This window comes from Nitrososphaerota archaeon (assembly GCA_011605775.1).
Classification (GTDB): domain Archaea; phylum Thermoproteota; class Nitrososphaeria; order Nitrososphaerales; family JAAOZN01; genus JAAOZN01.
Genome location: JAAOZN010000012.1, coordinates 1 through 21,809 on the forward strand (window position 1 = coordinate 1; position 21,809 = coordinate 21,809).

Below are 21,809 nucleotides of genomic sequence, written 5' to 3' on the forward strand. Positions count from 1 at the left end.
GTAGGCTGCTCAAACTACCCTGCTAGCGGCGTTGAAGTAGCGCAGATAGCTGAAGAATTCGCGAAACGCAGATACATCGTTGTAACATCAGGCTGCTCAGCCATGTCTATCGGTATGTATAGAGATGAAGAAGGCAAGACGATATACGAAACATTCCCAGGGAGTTTTGACGCAGGTGGCGTAACAAATGTGGGCTCTTGTGTAGCCAATGCGCATATAGCTGGTGCTGCGATAAAGATAGCAAGCATATTCGCTAGGAGAAATCTCAGAGCCAACTACGAGGAGATCGCCGACTATATACACAACAGGGTAGGTGCTGTTGGTATAGCGTGGGGTGCGATGAGCCAGAAGGCTGCTGCTATAGCTAGCGGCTTTTGGAGGCTTGGTGTGCCTGTTATAGTTGGTCCGCATGGTTCGAAGTATAGGAGGATGCTTCTGGGTAGGCGCGATAGAGATGAAGATTGGGTGGTTTACGATGCTAGGACTGGCGAGCGTGTGTATGCTGGGCCTTGTCCTGAGCACCTCTTCTATGCTGCTGAGACTAAGGAGGAGGCTATGGTTATGGCGGCTAGGCTGGTTATGCGAGCTAACGACACAGCGAAGGGTAGAGCGATTAAGCTTTCGCACTACATAGATCTGCATAAGAAGTTCTACGGCACGCTACCTGATGACCTACACCTATTTGTCAGAAGTGAGTCAGACCTCTCTGTGACGATCAGAGACGAGGTTATGAAGATTCTTAAGGATAAGGGCTGGAAGGAGAGACCTATACCAGACCCAACTCTACTACCTAGGCTGGTCAGAAAGGAGGCGTAGGGGCTTGGCTGCAGAGCCTTGGCAAGTAGCTGAGATACCTGGTCCAGTTAAGGCGTTCGTAATACAGAAACCGGCGGTTGTACTAGGGATGATGAAGAAAGCAAAAAGATCGATCTTAGTCGCTGGGCACTTATCGCTGCAGAGGCTTAAAGAGGGCACCGCATTAGACTACGCCTTAGAGATCGCTAGAGCCGGAGGAGCTAATGTAGTAGCTACAGCCCACATAATCGGCGAAGCGAAGAAGAGAGGTTACGAAAATGTTTACTCTATGTCTGCGATGGAGATAGCTGGTAGGCTACAGGACCCGGAGTGGAAAGGGCTTGATGGTAAGGGAAGATATGATCTAGCATTATTTATCGGTCTACCCTACTACATGGCTTGGACCATCCTTTCAGGCTTAAAGCATCGGGCAACCCACCTTAAGACCATTTCAATAGACAGATACTATCAGCCTCACGCAACTTGGTCATTCCCTAACTTAACAGACGGTGCTTGGGAGGAGAGTCTAAAAGCTGTTAGAGATCTTTTAAGAGGCGCTCAGCGATAATTTCATCTTCTATCAAAGTATACGCTCTTACCAGTAGCGGACAAAGGTATGCCCATGACAATGTCTGCATCACCTAGGTAGCCTAGCCTCTTAGCAGCCGTACCTATCCTATACATTACACGATTATCGACATTATGTATGCTAGCAGTCTTCACAGCCGAGCCTATAGCGATCCCGAAGTCAGCAACTTTGAAGATGCAGGCTGGGCCTACATAGTCATTACCCTTAACTTTGGCCGCCGCGTTAAAGGCCTCGCACGAGGAGTAGCCGCAGCCACCGCAGTTCATACCGAAGCTCTTGCTCGATTTAACGCCGATCAAGACGAGGCAGCTTGAGTTACGTAGGCTCTTTGCATCTCTTATGAAGCCCGGTATATTTCTCTCTTCAGCTATCTTCTCCATCTCCTCAGCTATACGCTGCATATCTTCTCCTGTAACTATGAGGGTGCTGATGTCATCTACCCCACCAGACTTCGGTGCTGTTCTGGCTGAGATGAGCATAAGCTTGGCTGTTTGCAAAACAGCTTCTGCTTCGGCAGCTGAACCATCTATAACAACCATCGCCGATCACCTCCCAATTTTACTCAATAGTTCTCCTTTGACACCGTAGACATTACCGCTTATATCCTATTGGTATTATGTATACCGGCTCTGCTGCTTCGTCTATCAACTTCTTCACCAAGCTATCATTAAAAGCACCAACCATAACAGAACCTAACCCTAAGCTGACAGCCTCCAAACTTATGTTTTGACCAACGTGCCCCACCTCGATATGCACATACCTAACACCTCTACCACCGTAGCGCGCTGTTGTCCTCTCGTATCTTGCGGCGATAACGATGTTCACAGCAGCTTCGCATATAAACTCTTGATAAAGCGCAGCCTCCATAAGTGCCCTAACCCTATCTTCAGAAGCCACTTTAATCAAAGAGTGGTCTAAAGGGCGATATCTGTAGACACCAGCCTCAACCTCCTTAACACCACCCTGCTTCACAAACACAAAGATTTCAAGCGGGTAAGTAGCACCAGCAGACGGCGCACTTCTACCACCAGATTCGGGCTCAGTCACACCCTGCGCAGCCCATAGAAGCTGTGAAAGATCCTCAAGCGAAATAGGGGTTGGTGAGAACTCTCTTACAGATCGTCTAACCGCAATCGCTTCTTCAACTGAGACCAGACCTTTGGTCCTAGGTTTAGGCAGCTTAAGTATGTTGGAAGCCAAGCTGGATGATCAATAAGGTGGCTTCGGTTTAAATGTTTACTCTGGTGGTTCAGAATTAAACGCTTTAAGCGATGATTGAGGAGAAGCTACTAAGTTATAAGCCTAGACCAGCTCTAACTTCGGGGCTCATCCTATCTGGTGTCCAGCGTTCGTTGACTAAAGTTACGTCGACATTCTTTACGCCCTCGACGCTGAGCACAGCTTCCTTCACCTGCTCAACTAAGAAGAATCCCATTGGGCAGCCTGGTGCGGTTAAGATCATCTTTATCTTCACATCTCCATCCTCTATCTTCAGATCGTAGATCAGCCCTAAGTCAACGATGTTAATCGGGATCTCTGGGTCATAGCAGTTCCTCAAGGCTTCAAGGACCTTTTCTCTTAAATCAGCCAACTACATCTACCACACCAAATATTGCGTTCGCGCAAGATATTATCTTTTCGGCTCCGGCTAAGGTGGTAAGAATAGTAGTTTTTCAGGTGGGAGTAGTTTGTTTAGCTGCTCAGCTAAGAGCATGTAGAGCCCGCCTTTAAGCATACTTATAGGCGAGAGGCTTCTCTCTAACTCTTCGTTGGAGGATAGTCTCTTCATCTGCTTCTTTGCGTTAATTTCTATCTTTCTTTTAACTTTCTTCATCAAATCCCCATATATTTTTGCCGGCTCTAAACACTTCTCCTCAGCCTTGATCAAAGCCTTAACCGCCAAACGGCCACTTAGAGCAGCGTTATCCATGCCTACACCCCGATATAAGTCAACTAGACCAGCAGCATCACCAACCAGCAAAACATTTCCTTCCCCAAAGTAGACGATGCTCTTTAGGGTTGAGGAGAAACCTTCTCTCCTAACAACCGCTCCTCTTAACCTATACCTTTCTTTAACATAATCGAAGAAGGCTTTTGCGTAGTGCAGAGGGTTCTCGTTAGCACCAGTCCCTATCACCCATTTGTCATCCTTCAGATATACCCAAGCGAACATCAGAGGTGAAAACTCCTTTCGATAAAACATGTACAAGGTGTTAGGATCTAGGTTCGCTTCACCAACAAAATAGTAGTTGACCGTAGCGCCTGAAGCTCTTCTATCAAAGTCTTGAGGGCGTAGTCTTCTTCTAATAGTTGAGAGCATACCATCAGCGCCAATTAGGTAGCGAGCTCTAACTTCCTTAACAGTATTCTGTGTGAGCAGCTTAACAGATACACCCTCCTCATCCATAAAATCGATTACACGAGTATGGTCAGAGAATTCGGCACCAGCATCAGCAGCAAGCGAATTAAGCCAACTATCAAATACGTCTCTCCAGAAGTTCAGCATCTCCATCTTACCTTTCAAAACCTTCTCAGATGGTGTTATCATCTCAACTTTGTAAAGTTTGTTGCTGCAGAGCTTCTCAGAAGGGACCCTCGCTCCTAAAAGCTTCTCAAAGTATCTGAACTGGATTCCAGAGCACGGTTTGATTCTGGGCGTCTTATACCTCTCAACCAACAGTGTTCTAAAACCTCTTTGTGCAGCGAACCTAGCTGCTACAGATCCAGCAACACCGCCTCCAACAACTATGACATCGTATCTTTCCAGCAACTACCTTACCTCCTCAATCTTTCTGAAAGCGTCTTCTAACTCAACATAGATCGTTCGACCAACATCCCAAAAGAATAGAATCAAGACGGCTCCAACCATTACTTGCCCCGCTGCAGCTAAATAGGCGCCGACATCTGGTATGATTGTAATGTATGGTGAGATGATGAAGAATAGTATAACGATAGCTGTTACAAGGATGAAGTTTAAAGCGACACTTCTTAGGCGTGAAAGGCGCTTAACATCTAAAGGGATGATCTTTGAGAGGGACTCGTAGCCGATTCTGAAAACCGCTAGTAGATTTCTAAGTAGAGAGAAGAGGGATAAGACCACTATTGAGAGGGCGATGATCCAATACAATGTGCCTAAAGTAAGAGTGGTGCCCGGTATCTGTGTGTTTGCGCCTAGTGATATCGCCGGTAGCAAGGCGTAGGCTATTATCAAAACCACCATTGTCAACATTATGTAGATGAAGGTTTTGAGAACCTTGGTCTTCAAGGGGATTATGCTGCTAACAGTAGGCTGTTCCTCAATTCTCCTGCTCAGCATCCGATCTAGGCTTCGGTAAACCGTTCTACCTAAATTCCAGAAGAAGATAGCGACAACCGCAGCAACGACCAACTGCATAACAGCAGCGATCTGCTCACCGATTCTTGGAATAAGATAAAGGAATGGTGAGAACACCCAATACAATATTAGGATCAGTATTAGGGCTGTAAGGTTTAGGAAAAACCTTGTAGCAGTATTGAGGCTCTTTGGGAGTATGGTGGGAAAGTGATTAAGGACCATTTGTGGAAGGCGGAGGAAGTTCAAGAAGGCTTTAACGAAATTTAATAGGGAGTAGATGAATAGGGCTGCAATTATCAAAAGGATGACAGTAGAGAGCTGAAGACTATATATTGGTATAGTTATCGCAGAAAGAAGCCCTACTAGGGGCGCAAGCGCATACCCAGCAATCAAAATCATTAGGAGAAGTATAGAGGAAGTGAGTAGTCGGCGAAGTGCGGTAAAAAACTTTTGATGCGCTCTGCTCGCTTCTGAACCCTCAGCCATACCCTTGCTTTCAAGCTTCTGCGCATCAGACTTATAAATTAGATTGCAGTAAAGCGCTGTAACTTGAGTGTTATCGAAGCCTTCGGCAAAGTGATCAAGCTTACACCCGAATACTTACGTTTAAGTCTGAGTGATGCGACGATTCAGGAGTTAAGGAGCTTTGTCAGCTCACACCCGTTGTTAAGAGAGGCGGTGGAGAGCCTTCTTCGATGGGTAGATTACCCTACAATCTGGATTAACGACATAATTGATGTCTTCCTTCAAGCCGTACCAACCACACCAGACGGTGAACACCTCTATAAGCTTGTTATCAAAGCGCGGTATCACGGCGGGGAGAGGACTTATGAGATCCATCTGCTCCCAGAACACGCTGAACACGTTTTATCTGAGATCAAGAAGCTTCTTCAAAAGAGGTTCTAGTAAGAAGGTTGCTTGGAAAGCCTAATTATCCCGGAGGTTATGTTTTAGAGCGATGCCTCACTTAAGCGATTACAGCGCCATCGTTGGACAAAAAGCGGTAGATGAGATAAGGGAGTTAGGTGAGCGGTTAGGTGGTGCTAAGGTAATACATGTGAACTCTACAAGAGTCGGGGGAGGTGTGGCTGAGATCCTTGAGAAGCTCATCCCTCTACTTAGAGACTGCGGGCTGGACGCTGAGTGGTTGGTCATACAAGGCGACGAGAAATTCTTCAAAATCACCAAAGATTTCCACAACGCGCTTCATGGGTCGCCTGTAGCGATCAGCCAAGACGGGTTCGACCACTATTTGAAGGTGAATGAGCGGAACGCAGAGGAAATGGCTGTTCTAAATGAAGCAGACTTCGTGGTCATTCATGATCCTCAACCAGCTGCTTTGATTAAATACTTCCCTAGGCGTAAAGGTAGATGGATTTGGCGATGCCATATAGATGTTTCAACACCAGACCCCTATATCTGGGATTTCCTCAAGAAATTCGTCACACAGTATGATGCTGCTGTCTTCCATACGGATAAGTTTGCAAAGAAGGATCTGCTGATAAGGCAGTTTATAGTACCACCTTCAATAGACCCTCTGAGCCCAAAGAATAAGGAGATGAAGCAGGAGGAAGTGGAGAAAATTCTTAGCAAGTACGGGCTTGATCTTAAGAGGCCGATCATATCTCAGATCGGGAGGTTCGATAAACTTAAGGACCCAGAGGGTGTAGTTAAGGTCTATCAGCAACTTAAATACCCTGAGGGGGTAGTAGAGTTCAGAAGGTTTCTAATGGGTGGCGACCTATTCGACATAACACGCTTAACCAGTGAGCGCATCGATTGCCAGCTCATACTCGCTGGAGGTCTTGCAGCAGACGACCCCGAAGGCGAGGAGGTATATAGATCTGTGCTGCAGCAGGCTGGTGGTGACAAGGATGTGCACATAATACTCCTTCCTCCACAATCTGATGTAGATATCAACGCTATGCAGAGGGGGTCGCAGGTGGTGCTACAGAAGTCTCTAAAAGAGGGGTTTGCTTTAACTGTGAGCGAAGCCCTTTGGAAAGGCACGCCAGTAGTTGGAGGTAATACAGGAGGGATACCGCTTCAGATAATAGATGGCGTAAACGGCTTCTTGGTTAATAGTGTAGAGGAAGCCGCTGCTAGGGTGCGTTTTCTCCTTAAGAACCCTAAGAGGGCTAAGGAGATGGGGAGGGCTGGTATTGAGCACGTACGTAAGAACTTCCTTATCACACGCCAAGTTAGAGACCATCTGCTAATGTATCTGACGCTCAAGTATATTCCGATGAAGCTCGTGCAGCTTTAGAGCCTATTGGAAGCACGCCCACGCTCTGTACTCGGCCATCTTCCTCGCTTCGTTGTAGCAGCGTTCTGCCATCTCCGCAGCGTTGCTCCAGCGGAAGTAGTTGGTCACTCTTCTTATGCAGTTGCTCCGTATAAGTGAGCCTAGCTTTAAGTTGTTTAACACCATCTTGCTGATCTGCGGGTCTGTGATTAGGTCGATATACCGCTTAGCTTCACCATTTAACCCTTTACACGCGAGTTCATCAACCTTCATAATTAGAAGGAGGTTAGTGAGACCTTCGGCGAGTGCTTCAGGTGATTCTGGTGGTATAAGCATGCCCGTGGCCTTCTCACGATGCTCATGAATATCCAATACCGTTTCCCTTAGCCCACCTACACCACCACCCACAACAGGCGCTCCGCAGACCATAGCTTCAAGGGCAGCTATCCCGAATGGCTCCCAACGCGAGGGCATAGCATATGTGTCAGTAGAGAGGTAGCTTAAGTGGAATAGTTTGCTCTCGCCGAAGATTAATCGCACATTATCTATGTATTTTGCTGCTTCGTAAACCACCTTATATATGAGATCTGTCTGATGGATTGGTATTAGTAGTAGAAGAAACCTTGTGTCTGGCAGTTTGCTTATCACGGTAGGAACAGATCTTAGCAAAATATCAACACCTTTCTGCCAGTCCAGCCGCCCGGTCATCAGCACAAGTGGACCATCTTCTTCAAACGGTTTGACAGTACCCCCTTCCTGTAACGCTCCTACGCCACTAAAACCGTGAATTAACCTTCTTAACTCCTCATCTCTAATAAACGGTTTATCTTCACCCAGGGCTTTGGTTAATAGAAACCGCCTCATATCCCATCTTCTTACTTCACTTACGCCAAACTCAGACCTAATCCTTTCCCCAAACGTTCTAAACACATCGTCCAGCAGAGTACTATACTCCCAGTCACAGCCGTTGTAGATCACCCCAGTCTTTCCTCTAATCCCTTCGCCTACAAACGAAAGGATGTCTTCGAGATACGAGTAGCTGACGGTGATGAGGAGGTCTGCTTCATAAGCTCCAAACTTCTCGAAGTATCCCTCTGCTAGGAGATCCCAGACTTCTCTGTACCCGCCTTTAAAGTGGTGTTTACCGTTGAGCCAGATGAAGTGCGCCTCATCCTTAATCTGACACCATCCTTCACCCATGTAACTCCAGCTGCTGCGCCGCATATTCAGCAGATGTATGGTGAAGACTGTGGGGCAGAAGTATCTCCTTTCCTCCAGATCTTGCTTGGCTGAGATGCCTGCTGGGACGGTGTGCCAATCGTGTAGGTGAAGCAAATGAGGAAGATCACCAAAAGCACCAGTTACACAGAGGTGGTCTATGTATGCTCTAAGCCCTCTAGCGAAAAGCGACATCTTCTCAAACATAACTGCGTCGTTGTAAATGATTGGGTTATCTAGCCATCGGCTTGTCTCGGAATCGGCTCCGCTGAACAGATAATACTCCACACCATCCGAAACTCCGCGCTCTAAAGCTATCTTATATGGGTAGAGCTTACCGTCTTCGCCTCGCCTAAAGCCCTCAACCAAATAATCGCCCACTCTACGGAAACCATACTTTAATCTAATATCTGGCTCCAGATGCCTACCGTGACTAGGCATAAACACCCTAACCCTATACTTCCTCGCCAAAGCGCGTGCTAGATTATAGACCGCAACCCCCAGCCCTCCAACCGAAGCCAAACCTTGGCATTCGAATGTAAGCATCCAGATGTTCTTATCAACAGAGAGATCGTCAGGAATCCAAGCACTGAGTGTCCGATGCATTACACCACTCCTTATAGTAAAGGGGGATAAGTTTTTATCTTCGCTAGGGGAAGGTTTAAATATATACCCTTTGGAGAGGTATGTGGTCGTTTTGTGGAGGGTGTTTTAGTAACCGTATAGGCTCGAGCGTGAATATAAAATATGCTAGAAGAGGAAGTTGAAAAAGAAAAAATTAGCGGGCTCAGAGTAACTGAGCACATCTACGTCCCCAAACACGAAATACTATCTGAAGAAGAAGCACAGGAACTCCTGAAGCGAATACACGCAACACCGGAGCAACTACCTTATATCTGCGCCTCAGACCCAGTCGTCAGAGAACTTGGTGCGAAACCCGGTCAGATACTGAAGATAACACGCCGAAGCGAGACAGCTGGTGAATCAGTCTACTATAGGTATGTGGTGGAGTGAGATGAGGCAAGAAAAGTTGGATTCTTGGTTGATCCTTCGGGATATCCTTGAGACAGAGGGGGTTGCTAGGCAGCACCTTAACTCGTATAATGAGTTCGTTGAGAAGCAGCTACAGAGCATAATAGATGAAGTTGGGGAAATAGATATTGAGACGCAGACCACAGCCTATAAAGTTAAGTTCGGCAGGGTAAGGCTTGGTCAACCACGGGTCGTTGAGAGAGATGGCTCGATAAGCAACATAACACCTCTTGAGGCACGCTTAAGGAACCTAACGTATGCGGCACCAATCTACCTTGAAATGATGGTGGAAGAGAACGGCATCATAAAAGACGTGCAGTTCCATCACATAGGAGACCTACCTGTGATGGTTAAATCGAACCTATGTGTCTTAAGCAGGCTCCCTGAAGAGCAGCTCATAGAGCTGGGTGAAGACCCTAAAGACCCCGGAGGCTACTTTATAATAAACGGTAGTGAGAGGGTGATTATAGGGTTAGAGGACCTTTCACCGAACAAGATACTTGTAGATGTGGAGAAGCAAAGCGGCACCACACTCTACACTGCAAGAGTCTACTCCTCGATTATAGGCTACAGATCCAAATTAGAAGTAGTTCTGAAGCAAGATGGCTCGATAGCGGTTAAGCTGCCTACTTCGCCAGTAGAGCTGCCTTTTGTGATTGTGATGCGTGCACTTGGTGTTGAAGTTGATAAGGATATAGCGGAGATGGTGTCTCTAAAGCCTGAGATTCAAGACTTTCTTGATGTCTCATTCGAGAAGGCATCGGATGCACTAACACAGCACGAAGCTCTGATCTACATAGGTAACCGCGTAGCCCACGGTATGTTAGATGAGCTGAGGATAAGGAGGGCCGAGACGCTTCTGGACTGGGGTCTTCTACCACACCTAGGTAAGACGGCCAATGACCGCTACACCAAAGCGGTCTTCTTAGGTGAAGTGGTCTGTAAGCTGCTTGAGTTAAGATTGGGCTGGATTCAACCAGACGATAAGGATCACTACGGTAACAAGGTCATAAAGTTTGCAGGTCAACTCCTAGCAGACCTATTTAGAACAGCCTTCCGAAACCTCGTGCGTGATATAAAATATCAGTTAGAAAGGATGGGACAGAGAAGAGGATCTAATGTTATAAGCGCAGCGATAAGACCTGGAATAATAACCGATAAGCTGAGGAACGCGATAGCAACTGGTAACTGGGGTAAGGGTAAGGTTGGAATAACCCAGCTCCTCGACCGAACCAACTACCTCTCCACTCTGAGCCACCTTAGAAGAATTCAATCACCTCTAAGTAGAGGGCAGCCCAACTTCGAGGCAAGAGACCTCCACTCGACACACTTCGGTAGAATCTGTCCCAACGAAACGCCTGAAGGTTCTAACTGCGGCTTGGTAAAGAATCTTGCACTCTCAGCCATAATCTCAATAGAAGTGCCTCAAGAGGAGATTGTGAACAGACTATATGATCTGGGGGTTCTGAGCGTAAAGGAAGCTTCTGAAGACCTTAAGAGAAACGGGTGTAAAGTCTTTGTGGAAGGTAGGTTTGTTGGGTTTGTGGAAGATGGAGCTACGCTAGCAGCAAACTTCAGAGCACTTAGGCGAGAGGGGCAAATACACCCACACGCAAGCATCTATTACTATGAACCTAAGCATCCGAAAGCCTCGAGGCGTATTTACATCCACACGAGTTCTGGTAGGGTTCTAAGACCGCTCATTGTGGTAAAGGATGGTAAACCTCTTCTTACTGAGGAGCACATAAAGCGAATACGGACGAAGGAAATTAGTTGGCGTGATCTGCTACACATGGGTGTTATAGAGCTTATAGACGCGAATGAGGAAGAAAACACCTACATAGCCATTAAGCCGGAAGAGCTTACCGAGAAGCACACACATCTTGAACTTCACCCGGCAGCCATCTTAGGTGTGACCGCATCGATCATACCCTACCCAGAACACAACCAGTCTCCACGCAACACATATGAAGCAGCTATGGCTAAGCAGTCACTGGGCTTCCTCTCCCCCACACTCCTAACCACCACATATGTTAGGCAGCACTTTCTAATCTATCCTCAGAGGCAGCTCGTCACAACTAGGGCTGCTGAACTACTTAACCTCAACGAAAGACCAACTGGACAGAACTTCGTAGTAGCGGTTCTCTCATTCGAGGGGTACAATATAGAGGACGCCATAATACTGAATAAATCTTCAATCGACAGAGGCTTGGCTAGGTCATTCTTCTACCGCATCTATGAAGCCGAGTCGAAGCAGTATCTCGGCGGGATGAAAGATAACTTTGAGATACCATCGCCGGACGCTAATGTTCGTGGATACCGCGGCGAAAAGTATTATCGTCTACTCGAAGCTGATGGTGTCGTAGCGCACGAAGCGGTAGTCTCTGGCGGAGACGTTGTAATCGGGAAGACGAGCCCACCGAGATTCATGGAGGAGTACAAAGAATTTGAAATCAGGGGACCGTATAGGCGTGACACATCCATAAGTATTAGACCTTCTGAGTCAGGGGTCGCGGATGCTATCTTCTTTACAGAGAATGTAGATGGCGAAAAGATGTATAAAGTGAGGGTTCGTGATCTCAGAATACCTGAGATCGGTGACAAGTTTGCCTCAAGACACGGACAAAAAGGTGTCGTAGGGGTAGTCTTCAGACAGGCGGATATGCCTTATACAGAAGATGGGATAGTACCTGATCTTATAATCAACCCGCACGCCTTCCCGTCAAGGATGACCGTTGGGCAGTTTATAGAGTCCATAGCTGGTAAAGCTGCGGCGCTTCGTGGCTACCCAGCTGATGGCACGGCGTTCGCTGGAGAGCCAGTAGAGGAGTTGGCGCAGATCTTGGAATCATATGGGTTTAAGCGCTCTGGAAAAGAAGTTATGTATGATGGTAGGACCGGCAAAAGGTATGTGGCGGATATATTCATAGGAATAGTCTACTATCAGAAGCTGCACCACATGGTTGCTGATAAGATACACGCTAGAGCAAGAGGGCAGGTTCAGATGTTGACTAAGCAGCCTACGGAAGGTAGGGCGAGGGGAGGTGGTCTGAGGTTCGGAGAGATGGAGAGAGACTGCTTGATAGCCTACGGTACATCTATAGTCCTTAAAGATAGGCTTCTTGACGAAGCCGACAAGACGGAAGTCTATGTTTGCGAGGAGTGCGGGCTTATAGCATATTATGATGTGAGGTCTAGAAAGTATGTGTGCAGACTCTGCGGCGAGAAGGCGAACGTGTCAAAGGTTGTGATGGCTTACGCCTTCAAACTCCTACTTCAGGAGATGATGAGCCTCAATATAGCACCTAGGCTTCGGTTAAAGGAAAAGGTGTGATAGATATGTTAATAGAGGAAGGAGTTAAGGCGGTAGATGCGATCAAATTCTCGGTCCTCTCACCTAACGAAATTAGAAGGTACTCCGTAGCAGAGATCTCCGCACCCGAAACATATGATGAAGACGGTATGCCGGTCACAGGAGGCCTTATGGATAGCAGACTCGGAACACTAGAACCAGGTCAGAAATGCGCAACTTGTGGTAACACCGCCGCTAGATGCCCCGGCCACTTCGGACACATCGAGTTAGCCGAACCTGTTTTACACATAGCCTTCGTTGAAGATATCCGAAAGATACTGGTCTCAACATGCAGGTTTTGTGGCAGGCTTCTGCTACCTCAGGAGGATATCGACTCGTATCGCGCTAAGTTGGCTGAGAAGAAGCCTTCTACACCTACTCTTGCTGAAGATATTACGAAGGAGATCCTTGCTAAGACTAAGAAGGTTAAAGTCTGCCCGCATTGTAATAAGCCTCAATATGAAATTGAGTTCACCAAACCCACTACCTTCCACGAGATTACTGAGTGGGGTGGTGCTACACGCCTACTCCCAGTCGCTATACGGGAGAGGCTTGAGCGGGTGCCGGATGATGATCTTAGGCTCCTAGGATATGATCCATCCACCACTAGACCGGAGTGGTTTGTTTTACAAGTTCTTCCTGTGCCTCCTGTTTGTGTGCGACCATCTATCACCTTAGAGTCTGGTATACGCTCTGAAGATGACTTAACTCATAAGCTCGTTGACATACTGAGGGTTAATCAGAGAGTTAAAGAGAGCAAGGAATCTGGTACACCGCCTCTTATAGTGCAGGATCTGGTTGATCTACTTCAGTATCAAGTTACAACATACTTCGATAATGAGGTATCTGGTATACCTCAAGCGCATCATCGCTCTGGCAGACCGCTGAAGACCATAAGCCAAAGGCTAAAGGGTAAAGAAGGAAGGTTTAGGGGTAGTCTATCGGGTAAGAGGGTTGACTTCTCAAGCAGAACTGTAATCTCTCCTGACGCTAATCTAGATATCTGTGAGGTGGGTGTGCCGTACGAAGTCGCAAAGAAGCTCACTATACCAGAAAGAGTAGCTCCTTGGAATATAGATTTCCTAAAGCAGTTAGTTCTGAATGGTCCCGAGAAGCATCCCGGCGCTAATTATGTGATCAGACCAGATGGTGTAAAGATACGCCTAGACTACGCTTCAGACCGCTCAGCCCTAGCAGAGAGCCTAGGTTTAGGGTATGTTGTCGAGAGGCACCTTATGGATGGGGATGTAGTCCTCTTTAACAGACAACCATCACTACACAGAATGTCTATAATGGCTCATTTCGTTAAAGTGCTGCCCTACAGAACCTTTAGACTACACCCAGCCGTCTGCCCGCCTTATAACGCTGACTTTGACGGCGATGAAATGAACCTCCACGTGCCTCAAAGCGAGGAGGCTAGAGCAGAGGCTCTTATGCTTATGAGGGTGCAAGATCAGATCATTTCGCCTAGATATGGTGGTCCTATCATAGGGGCTATACGTGATTACCTTACAGCAGCGTATCTACTGACCCACGACTCAACCAGACTTACTAAAGAGGAGTTTACTAGCCTAGCCTTGGCTGGAGGGTATGTTGGTCCTCTACCAGAGCCTATTGTGAAGTCGCCTGAGCCGCTTTACAGCGGCAAGCAGCTCTTCTCACTCTTCCTCCCGAAGGACTTTAACTACGTTATGGCTTCTAAATGGGCTAAGGGTAATGTGAAGGATGTTATAGTGAAAAATGGTGAACTGGTAAGCGGGGTCATAGATAGAGCAGCTATAGGAGCTGAGGAGCCTAACAGTCTGCTCCACAGAATAACCAAAGATTACGGCACAGACGAAGCTAGGAGGTTCCTAAACTCTATACTTGCTGTTTTGAAAGCCTATATTACGAGAAGAGGCTTCACCTACGGCTACGATGACCTGGAGTTACCTAAAGAGGTTCGAAAGAAGATAGACGAATCTATCAAAGAAGCATATAGTGAAGTATCTAGGCTCTTTGACCTCTATGAGAAGAAACAGCTACCTTTGGCGCGAGGGTTATCGCCCGAGGAAGCGCTTGAGCTATACATTGTGAACGAACTTCAGAGGGCAAGAGATAGGGCCGGAAGAATCGCTGACAGATCCTTCCCAGAATCGAACCCAGGGGTGATCATGGCTAGAACTGGCGCTAGAGGCTCTCTGCTCAACATAGGTCAGATGGCGGCTTCCTTGGGGCAGCAGTCTGTGCGTGGTCGCCGTATAGAGAAGGGTTATCAAGATAGGGCCCTACCACACTTCCTCCCAGGCGAACGATCTCCTGACGCAAAGGGGTTCGTTAAGTCGAATTACAGAGATGGGTTGTCTCCGGTGGAGTTCTTCTTCCACGCTATGGGTGGGCGTGAGGGACTTGTGGACACAGCTGTCAGAACACAGCAGAGCGGGTACATGCAGCGTAGGCTTGTAAACGCCATGGAGCACCTTAGAGTTGAGTATGATCTTAGTGTGAGAGACCCATATGGGCACATCATTCAATTCGTTTATGGTGAAGACGGTGTTGATCCGGCTAAGAGCGATCACGGTATGGCTGTCAACATACCTAGACTCGTAGAAACAGAAGCTCTCATTGCTAAGACGTCTAAGCCAGCATCAGAAGAGGAGGTCAAGAAAGTTGTTTCTAAATACGCTAAGGAGCTCAACCCAAGGTTGATCCAAGACCTATATGCGGCTCTCAAAGAAAACCCGCTAGAGATCAAGTCTGTAGAAAATGTCTGCAAACGTATAGTAGAGCTTCTTAAGAGGGCTACGGTTGAGCCCGGTGAGGCCATTGGTGTGGTTGCTGCGCAGTCTGTAGGCGAACCAGGTACCCAGATGACACTCAGAACCTTCCACTTTGCAGGTGTTAGGGAGAAGGATGTTACACTTGGCTTACCTAGGTTGATAGAACTGGTTGATGCTAGAAAGCAGCCTAGCAAGGCTTCGATGACGGTCTACATAGATCCAGATTACGCCGCGGCTGAGCTCAAGAAGGCGGAAGAGGAGAATAAGGAGAAATGGGCTAAACTTTCTCCTGAAGAAATAGAGCAAGAGAAGAGTAAGATATTGAACAAGGTCGCGCTCAAAGTCGCTAAGCAGATCCTCTTCACCAAAGTCAGCGACCTCATCGCTGACGCCGAAGTCGACTATGTGAATGAAGCGATTGTGCTAAGATTCGATAAGGATAAGCTTTCTGAAAGAGATTGCACACTTCACGAAGTTAAAAAGGTGGTTGAGGCGGGTAAGCGGAAGGTAGAAGCTGATGAGGCTAACCTCACCTTAATAATCCGCTTAGAGGGACTTGACCTAATAGGCTTGAATATGCAGTTGGATAAGATACTGAATATGAAGGTTAAGGGCATACCTAACGTTAACAGAGTCACGGTTGAGAAGGAGGGTGATGAATGGTTCATAAGAACCTCTGGTTCAAACTTTTCTAAGACACTTAAGGTTGAAGGCGTAGACCGTAGAAGGACCATAACTAACAACATCTTTGAGATAGCGACAGTGCTTGGTATAGAGGCAGCTAGAACAGCGCTCGTGAACGAAATTATGAGTACATTAGATGAGCAAGGGCTTGAAGTTGACATTAGGCACATATATCTGATCGCTGATCTGATGACAGCCAAAGGAGAAGTTCAGCAAATAGGTAGGCACGGTGTAGCTGGGACAAAGACGAGCGTTCTTGCCAGAGCCGCCTTCGAGATAACAGTCCCAACACTGGCTGAGGCTGCGGTTAAAGGCGAAGTGGAGGAGCTTAAAGGCGTGACTGAAAACGTGATCGTAGGTCTTCCTATACCCGTTGGTACAGGTATGGTGGATCTATTTATGCACGGTTGATCAACATGAATAAGAGGGAACTCGGTCAAATACTACTAAAAGCCGTCAAGACGGGCAAATGTGTACTAGGGCTTAGAGAGGTTCAGAAATCGATACGCGGCTCCAAGATAGTCATCTATTCAACAAAAATACCTAAAGACAAGCTCAAACAGCTTATCGAAGCCTGCCGAGCCGTGAACGTCCCAACCTTACCATATGAGGGGACATCGTTTGAATTGGGTAGTCTCTGCGGCAAAAGGTTTAGGATCTCCGCTTTAGCTGTCAAAGCAGCTGGAGATGCTGATCTTACGCCGTTGCTGAATGAGGCGGTGCAGCCTAGTTATGCTTAAATTCATCTTCATAGAAGGTATACTGTCGGGTTGAGGTAGTGAAGAGGAGGCTATGGTTACACAAAGAATCAAACTAACCTCAGAAGAGTTGGGCTTAATGTCGCTCTTTCAGAACGTATCGGGTGCTGGTGTCAGAGACTGCGTTATAGATGAAAAGAACGGAAGAGTGATCTACGTAGTAAACCCAGGGGAGATGGGGCGAGCCATAGGCAAGAATGGTATAGTGGTTAAAACGCTTCAGCGTCTAGTCGGTAAGCCTGTGGAACTCGTTGAATATTCTGATGACCCGAAGACTTTCATAAAGAACGCCCTCGAGCCTAAATATGTTCTCGATGTTCGCTTAACAGAAAAGCTTGACGGATCTAAGATCGCTGTGGTGGTCGTTGACGCTAAGAAGAAGAGCGCTGTTGTGGGTAGAAATGGCAAGAACGCCGAGAAGGCGAGGCTCCTAGCTAAACGCTACTTCCAGATAGCGAATGTACACATCGTTTCCCAATAGAGCATTGAAAACTGATGTCTGATGGATAGTAGAGAGGGTTACTGGAAGCCGATTCCATACTCTCTGCTAATTTGCGTAACATCTTGTTTGGTAGATAAATCAGCGGTTATCTAAAGGTATATATGATGGAACTCTGTCAGCTGGTGTTGCGTAAAAGGCGAAGAGAAAGTTGGGTTTAAAAGAGTTCCTATCATCTACTTGGCATACGCTAAAACTAGCTAGAAAGTCTGGTAGAGAAGAGTTTATACTCTACCTAAAACTAGTCTTTTTAGGGCTTTTTGTAGTTGGGAGTATAGGCTTTTTAATACTCTTTGTAAGCGCTCTTATAAAGCTGGGCTAAGGGTGAAGAATGTGAGTGAATCCAGAAGCGAATCAACTATAGGCTCAAGATTCTTCGCCGTAAAGACAACTGGTGGGCAGGAAAAGGCCGTCGCTAACTATGCCTATACCATACTTCTACGGAGACAGAAACCTATCTATTCGATTCTTGTCTTGGAGGGGATGAAAGGGTATGTTTTGTTTGAAGCAACTAATGCGCAGGTTGTGACAGAGACGGTTATGGGGTTCAAGCACGTTAAGAGCACAGTTCAGGGGATGATGCTCTTCAGCGACATCGAGAGGTTCCTTGTATCCAAGCCTGTTATAGCTGAGTTAAGCGTCAACGATATTGTGGAGATCATCGCAGGTCCCTTTAAAGGCATGAGGGCTAGAATAGATAGGCTTGAGATGGCTAGAGGAGAAGCTACGATAGTCCTATTAGATACACCCTATCAGCTCCCAGTAACAGTCGACGCTAACTATTTGAAGCTAGTTAAGAAGACGGAAGGCGGTGGGTAGAAGATGGGTGAAACGAAGACGGTTGTGGCGCTGATAGTTGGTGGAGAAGCCAACGCAGGCCCTCCGCTAGGTCCAGCACTAGGCCCACTCGGCGTTAACGTGATGGCTGTAGTTAAGAAGATTAACGAAGCAACAGCCATGTACAAGGGTATGAGGGTTCCGGTTAAGATAACGGTTGATACAGAAACTAAAAGTTTTGAGGTAGAGGTTGGTACACCAACTACATCGGCGCTGCTGGTTAAGGAGGCTGGGATAGAGAAAGGCTCGGGGAACCCCAAGACTAACTTTGTAGGCAATTTGACTAGGGAGCAGATTGTTTCGATAGCGAAGGTGAAGATGGGAAGCTCCTATGCTTCTACACTTAAGTCGGCGGTAAAGGAGGTTCTAGGTTCTTGTGTCAGCATGGGTATAAAGGTTGAGGATAAGGATCCGAGGGTTGTGCTTAAGGAAGTGGATAGCGGCGGATGGGATGATATACTTTCTAAAGTATAACAAGCTTTTATAACCCCTCTTTGGGCAGAGTGCTTAACTAAGGTGTCTAGGTTGGTAAGCGCCGAAAGCCTAAAGCAGCTCGTTCAAGAGGCAAGGCAGAAGGCTGTTAGGAGAAACTTTAGCCAATCTTTTGAGCTGATCTTAACATTTAGGGATTTGGATGTGAAGCAGCCGCTAAACCTTAACGAGATCGTCTTCTTACCCCACCCTTTCGAGAAGAAACCAAAGGTCTGTGTCATCGCTTCAGGAGACCTTGCTCTAAGAGCGCGTAACGCTGGTGCTGACTTGGTTATAGATGGTGACGAGCTCGATAGGCTTGCTAACCAGAAGAGGATGATCAGAAAGATAGCATCGAGCTACGACTTCTTCTTGGCTGAGGCGTCGCTTATGCCTAAGGTAGGTAAGATACTTGGTCAATTCTTTGGCCCAAGGGGGAAGATGCCTACACCCATACCACCTAACGCGCCGATTGAGCAGATGTTAGCAAGATACCGCAGCGCTGTAAGGGTCAGGAGCCGAAATCAGCTGGCTGCGGCCTGCAAAGTGGGTGATGAGAAGATGGCTGATGAGAGGATCATAGATAACGCGCTAGCGGTGATAGATGCTGTCGCTAAGAAGCTGCCGATGGGCTTAAAGAACATAGGGAAGGTAGTTATGAAGCTCACCATGAGCCCACCTAGCATTCTTCAGGTAAGGTGATATTGTGTTGTCTAAAGTTAGGCTTGAATACCCAGAGAAGAAGGTGAAGATGCTCACACAGCTGGAGGAGCTGGTTTCACGCTACAATGTGATAGCTTTAGCTAAGTTGAGTAAGGTCAGGGCTTCTCAGCTGATGAGCCTTAGAAGAAAACTCGCTGGTCAGGCTCGGTTTCTTGTTGCGAAGAATACTTTGGCCAAGAAGGCGCTAAGGAAGCTTAAAAACTCTGAAGCCTTTGTGAAGCTTCTAGAAGGGCAGAACCTTCTTATCTTCACAAACCTAGACCCGTTTAAGCTTAATCTGATGTTGGAGAAGAATAAGGTGTTTCTGCCTGCGCGTGCTGGTGATGTAGCTACAGACCCGATAGTGGTGCCTGCGGGTAACACAGGCTTGCCTCCTGGACCGGTGCTTAGTGAGTTTAAGGAGTGTGGTGTGCCTACTAGGATAGATGCTGGTAGCATCTGGGTCGCCAAAGATACCGTAGTTAGACAGAGGGGTGAGGTCATCTCACCTAAGTTGGCTGGTCTGCTGGCTAAACTTGGTATAAAGCCGATCAGAGCGGGCATCTCCATCAACGCAGCGTATGTAGACGGCATCGTCTTGATGGAGGAGGATCTGAAGATCGACTTAGAAGAATACACCAAACAGATAGGAGGGTTACACGCTCAAGCCTTGGCACTTGCGGTTGAGGTGGGCTACCCGTCTAAAGAGAGCTTACCGCTGCTGATAGCGAGAGCGGTTCAGCAGAGCTTTGCAGTAGCGGTTTCAGCAGGCTACCCCGCTGATAGAGCTACAACAATGAGGATAGTTGGTGAAGCTCATCTGAAAGCATCGGCGCTTGCTGGGGAGCTGCGTAAGAAAGGCTACTCTTAGAAATAGGATTTTTCAGCCGAATAGTGCTGCTAGTCCGGCGAGTGCTTCTTCTTCGCCCTTCTTTTCCTCCTCTTCCTTCTTCTCTTCTTTGGCTGGTGCTGCTGCTGGTGCTTGTGTCGGTGCTGCTGGAGCCGCGGTGGTTGGTGCTGCTATTGGTGTTAGTGTGGCGTTCTTTATAGCTTCATCTATGTTGATCTCAGATAGGGCTGAGACTAGAGCCTTCACCTTAACTTCGTTGGGTGTTACACCGGCTGCAGCTATCACCTTCTTCACATTCTCTTCAGTTATAGGCTGCTGAAGCCTATGAAGGAGCAGAGCAGCATATATGTATTCCATAGCCCCTCGTCATCTGCTCGGGGATGCGAGCAGACTATTTAAGAGTTTTGAGCAACGTACTCAATGATCTAAGTTATCACTATCATCAGCAACCTTTCGAGGTCCGATGGCTCGGTGGGATCAAGATAGGAGACGCCTTAGGGGTAACATCAACAAAGAGCTCGCTGATAAGCGACCATGTAGACAAGAGGGCCTATACGCGATATAAAGGGGGTTGAAGTTTAGGAGCTGCTACCCCTTTATATATCTTGATGCAAGTTGGGGGGTAGCGGTGCATCCCCTTTTAGAAAGGCTTAAATCACCCCTTAAACCTATAAAAAGAGTGAGGAAAGGGGTCGGAATCTCACATAGAGAATTGAAAGGAAAACAGGGGCTAACAGACCAAGAGATCCAGCAATTCTGAATCTCACATAGAGAATTGAAAGTCGCTTAGAACCCGCCCTTCGGGTAGGCGGGTGCGCAAGAATCTCACATAGAGAATTGAAAGGAGCGTAATCGAGGCGGTAATGAAATATGCTGTCGCTAAGGAATCTCACATAGAGAATTGAAAGCTATTAAACCACCTATACAACCAGCTATACTGGAAGTCGAATCTCACATAGAGAATTGAAAGTATTAAGCTAGGTCGTATATATAGCGGTAGTTAGTTAGTGAATCTCACATAGAGAATTGAAAGTTCACTGTAATTGGTTATGCCGTTACATTTGCAGCAGAATCTCACATAGAGAATTGAAAGCACCCTTCGCCACCCCGTAGATTTCTCGCCAAGTTGAAAGAACCTCACATAGAGAATTGAAAGTATTTGACTATTGGGTTGAATGGATTGTCCACACATTCCGGAATCTCACATAGAGAATTGAAAGGAGTGGTGCTCATTTTTCCACCCACTTCTACCTTTGGGAATCTCACATAGAGAATTGAAAGACAGCTAGAGGTCTGGTAGCAGCTCCTTTGAGCTCCAGAATCTCACATAGAGAATTGAAAGGCTTACATCTTCGACATATTGGTTGAGAGCGGCGAGTGAATCTCACATAGAGAATTGAAAGACTTCTACCTTTCCTGTAGTGGCTAGAAGAAAAAATTGAATCTCACATAGAGAATTGAAAGATAGATCAGCTCATTCCCATATATTCTATATATTTAAGAATCTCACATAGAGAATTGAAAGAAGTGTAAAATATATTTGACTTATAGCTTAATGTTATTTGGAATCTCACATAGAGAATTGAAAGTTTGCTTCTGCTTGAGATGCAGAATACGCTGATAAAGAGAAGAATCTCACATAGAGAATTGAAAGATTACAACGTGCTGCTGCGGAGTATTACCG

General features: G+C 46.9%; 21 protein-coding genes and 1 CRISPR repeat array. Of the genes, 14 read left to right on the forward strand and 7 right to left on the reverse strand.

The genetic code is table 11. The annotated features are described in order from the left end of the window. Positions 1-816, forward strand: an 816-nt coding sequence (locus HA494_01070) for an acetyl-CoA decarbonylase/synthase complex subunit alpha (GenBank protein ID NHV96373.1), incomplete at its 5' end; no start/stop codon positions are given. A gap of 4 nt (positions 817-820) precedes the next feature. Then, positions 821-1,363, forward strand: a complete 543-nt coding sequence (cdhB, locus tag HA494_01075; protein NHV96374.1) for a CO dehydrogenase/acetyl-CoA synthase complex subunit epsilon — start codon at positions 821-823, stop codon at positions 1,361-1,363. Positions 1,364-1,365: 2 nt separating this feature from the next. On the opposite strand, the gene HA494_01080 is transcribed toward cdhB, so the two are convergent. The 5 genes from HA494_01080 to HA494_01100 form a co-directional block, all read right to left on the reverse strand. After that, positions 1,366-1,923 (reverse strand): hypothetical protein, encoded by a 558-nt coding sequence (locus HA494_01080; protein NHV96375.1) that lies wholly within the window; start codon positions 1,921-1,923, stop codon positions 1,366-1,368. A 52-nt stretch (positions 1,924-1,975) separates the two neighbouring features. Beyond that, positions 1,976-2,584 carry a SagB/ThcOx family dehydrogenase gene (locus HA494_01085; GenBank protein NHV96376.1) on the reverse strand — a complete coding sequence of 203 codons (609 nt, stop codon included), beginning with the start codon at positions 2,582-2,584 and terminating at the stop codon, positions 1,976-1,978. 94 nt (positions 2,585-2,678) lie between these two features. Next, complete coding sequence (locus tag HA494_01090) at positions 2,679-2,975, reverse strand: metal-sulfur cluster assembly factor (protein ID NHV96377.1); 297 nt, start codon at positions 2,973-2,975, stop codon at positions 2,679-2,681. 57 nt (positions 2,976-3,032) lie between these two features. Next, positions 3,033-4,154: a geranylgeranyl reductase family protein gene (locus tag HA494_01095; GenBank protein NHV96378.1), complete on the reverse strand. Its 1,122-nt coding sequence runs from the start codon at positions 4,152-4,154 to the stop codon at positions 3,033-3,035. Then, positions 4,155-5,204 (reverse strand): hypothetical protein, encoded by a 1,050-nt coding sequence (locus tag HA494_01100; protein NHV96379.1) that lies wholly within the window; start codon positions 5,202-5,204, stop codon positions 4,155-4,157. Positions 5,205-5,267: 63 nt separating this feature from the next. On the opposite strand from HA494_01100, the gene HA494_01105 reads away from it, so the two are divergent. After that, entirely contained in the window at positions 5,268-5,624 is a 357-nt protein-coding gene (locus tag HA494_01105; GenBank protein NHV96380.1) for a hypothetical protein, read from the forward strand. A 52-nt stretch (positions 5,625-5,676) separates the two neighbouring features. Continuing rightward, a complete protein-coding gene (locus tag HA494_01110; protein ID NHV96381.1) occupies positions 5,677-6,984 on the forward strand; it encodes a glycosyltransferase in 1,308 nt (435 codons plus the stop codon). A gap of 3 nt (positions 6,985-6,987) precedes the next feature. Here HA494_01110 and HA494_01115 read toward each other — a convergent pair whose 3' ends face one another. After that, the gene (locus tag HA494_01115) at positions 6,988-8,787 is read right to left on the reverse strand and encodes a glycosyltransferase (GenBank protein NHV96382.1); all 1,800 of its coding nucleotides are present in this window, start codon (positions 8,785-8,787) and stop codon (positions 6,988-6,990) included. 141 nt (positions 8,788-8,928) lie between these two features. Between HA494_01115 and HA494_01120 the strand changes: the two genes are divergently transcribed. From HA494_01120 to rplJ, 10 genes are all read left to right on the forward strand, one after another. Then, entirely contained in the window at positions 8,929-9,195 is a 267-nt protein-coding gene (locus HA494_01120; GenBank protein ID NHV96383.1) for a DNA-directed RNA polymerase subunit H, read from the forward strand. Position 9,196: 1 nt separating this feature from the next. Beyond that, a complete protein-coding gene (locus HA494_01125; GenBank protein ID NHV96384.1) occupies positions 9,197-12,547 on the forward strand; it encodes a DNA-directed RNA polymerase subunit B in 3,351 nt (1,116 codons plus the stop codon). Positions 12,548-12,552: 5 nt separating this feature from the next. Beyond that, entirely contained in the window at positions 12,553-16,419 is a 3,867-nt protein-coding gene (locus HA494_01130; GenBank protein ID NHV96385.1) for a DNA-directed RNA polymerase subunit A', read from the forward strand. Positions 16,420-16,424: 5 nt separating this feature from the next. Next, complete coding sequence (locus HA494_01135) at positions 16,425-16,748, forward strand: 50S ribosomal protein L30e (GenBank protein ID NHV96386.1); 324 nt, start codon at positions 16,425-16,427, stop codon at positions 16,746-16,748. Positions 16,749-16,800: 52 nt separating this feature from the next. Beyond that, positions 16,801-17,247 (forward strand): NusA-like transcription termination signal-binding factor, encoded by a 447-nt coding sequence (locus HA494_01140; GenBank protein NHV96387.1) that lies wholly within the window; start codon positions 16,801-16,803, stop codon positions 17,245-17,247. Positions 17,248-17,416: 169 nt separating this feature from the next. Next, positions 17,417-17,587: a protein translocase SEC61 complex subunit gamma gene (locus HA494_01145; GenBank protein NHV96388.1), complete on the forward strand. Its 171-nt coding sequence runs from the start codon at positions 17,417-17,419 to the stop codon at positions 17,585-17,587. An 11-nt stretch (positions 17,588-17,598) separates the two neighbouring features. Beyond that, positions 17,599-18,084 (forward strand): transcription elongation factor Spt5, encoded by a 486-nt coding sequence (locus HA494_01150; GenBank protein NHV96389.1) that lies wholly within the window; start codon positions 17,599-17,601, stop codon positions 18,082-18,084. A 3-nt stretch (positions 18,085-18,087) separates the two neighbouring features. Beyond that, the gene (locus HA494_01155) at positions 18,088-18,576 is read left to right on the forward strand and encodes a 50S ribosomal protein L11 (GenBank protein NHV96390.1); all 489 of its coding nucleotides are present in this window, start codon (positions 18,088-18,090) and stop codon (positions 18,574-18,576) included. Between the two features lie 51 nt (positions 18,577-18,627). After that, positions 18,628-19,275, forward strand: coding sequence for a 50S ribosomal protein L1 (locus HA494_01160; GenBank protein NHV96391.1), 648 nt, complete (start codon positions 18,628-18,630; stop codon positions 19,273-19,275). Between the two features lie 49 nt (positions 19,276-19,324). Continuing rightward, on the forward strand, positions 19,325-20,146 hold the full coding sequence (rplJ, locus tag HA494_01165) for a 50S ribosomal protein L10 (GenBank protein ID NHV96392.1): 822 nt from the start codon (positions 19,325-19,327) through the stop codon (positions 20,144-20,146). 12 nt (positions 20,147-20,158) lie between these two features. Here rplJ and HA494_01170 read toward each other — a convergent pair whose 3' ends face one another. Beyond that, positions 20,159-20,482, reverse strand: coding sequence for a 50S ribosomal protein P1 (locus tag HA494_01170; protein NHV96393.1), 324 nt, complete (start codon positions 20,480-20,482; stop codon positions 20,159-20,161). A gap of 338 nt (positions 20,483-20,820) precedes the next feature. Next, positions 20,821-21,779: a CRISPR direct-repeat array (repeat unit 24 nt; unit sequence GAATCTCACATAGAGAATTGAAAG). The last annotated feature ends 30 nt before the right edge of the window (positions 21,780-21,809 follow it).

What these genes read in the sequence shown, in the direction of transcription:
- HA494_01080 (NHV96375.1), bottom strand. Translation starts at nt 1,923, where the DNA reads ATGGTTGTTATAGATGGTTCAGCTGCCGAAGCAGAAGCTGTTTTGCAA.
- HA494_01100 (NHV96379.1), bottom strand. Translation starts at nt 5,204, where the DNA reads ATGGCTGAGGGTTCAGAAGCGAGCAGAGCGCATCAAAAGTTTTTTACC.
- HA494_01110 (NHV96381.1), top strand. Translation starts at nt 5,677, where the DNA reads ATGCCTCACTTAAGCGATTACAGCGCCATCGTTGGACAAAAAGCGGTA.
- HA494_01115 (NHV96382.1), bottom strand. Translation starts at nt 8,787, where the DNA reads ATGCATCGGACACTCAGTGCTTGGATTCCTGACGATCTCTCTGTTGAT.
- HA494_01120 (NHV96383.1), top strand. Translation starts at nt 8,929, where the DNA reads ATGCTAGAAGAGGAAGTTGAAAAAGAAAAAATTAGCGGGCTCAGAGTA.
- HA494_01125 (NHV96384.1), top strand. Translation starts at nt 9,197, where the DNA reads ATGAGGCAAGAAAAGTTGGATTCTTGGTTGATCCTTCGGGATATCCTT.
- HA494_01130 (NHV96385.1), top strand. Translation starts at nt 12,553, where the DNA reads ATGTTAATAGAGGAAGGAGTTAAGGCGGTAGATGCGATCAAATTCTCG.
- HA494_01135 (NHV96386.1), top strand. Translation starts at nt 16,425, where the DNA reads ATGAATAAGAGGGAACTCGGTCAAATACTACTAAAAGCCGTCAAGACG.
- HA494_01140 (NHV96387.1), top strand. Translation starts at nt 16,801, where the DNA reads ATGGTTACACAAAGAATCAAACTAACCTCAGAAGAGTTGGGCTTAATG.
- HA494_01155 (NHV96390.1), top strand. Translation starts at nt 18,088, where the DNA reads ATGGGTGAAACGAAGACGGTTGTGGCGCTGATAGTTGGTGGAGAAGCC.
- rplJ (NHV96392.1), top strand. Translation starts at nt 19,325, where the DNA reads ATGCTCACACAGCTGGAGGAGCTGGTTTCACGCTACAATGTGATAGCT.
- HA494_01170 (NHV96393.1), bottom strand. Translation starts at nt 20,482, where the DNA reads ATGGAATACATATATGCTGCTCTGCTCCTTCATAGGCTTCAGCAGCCT.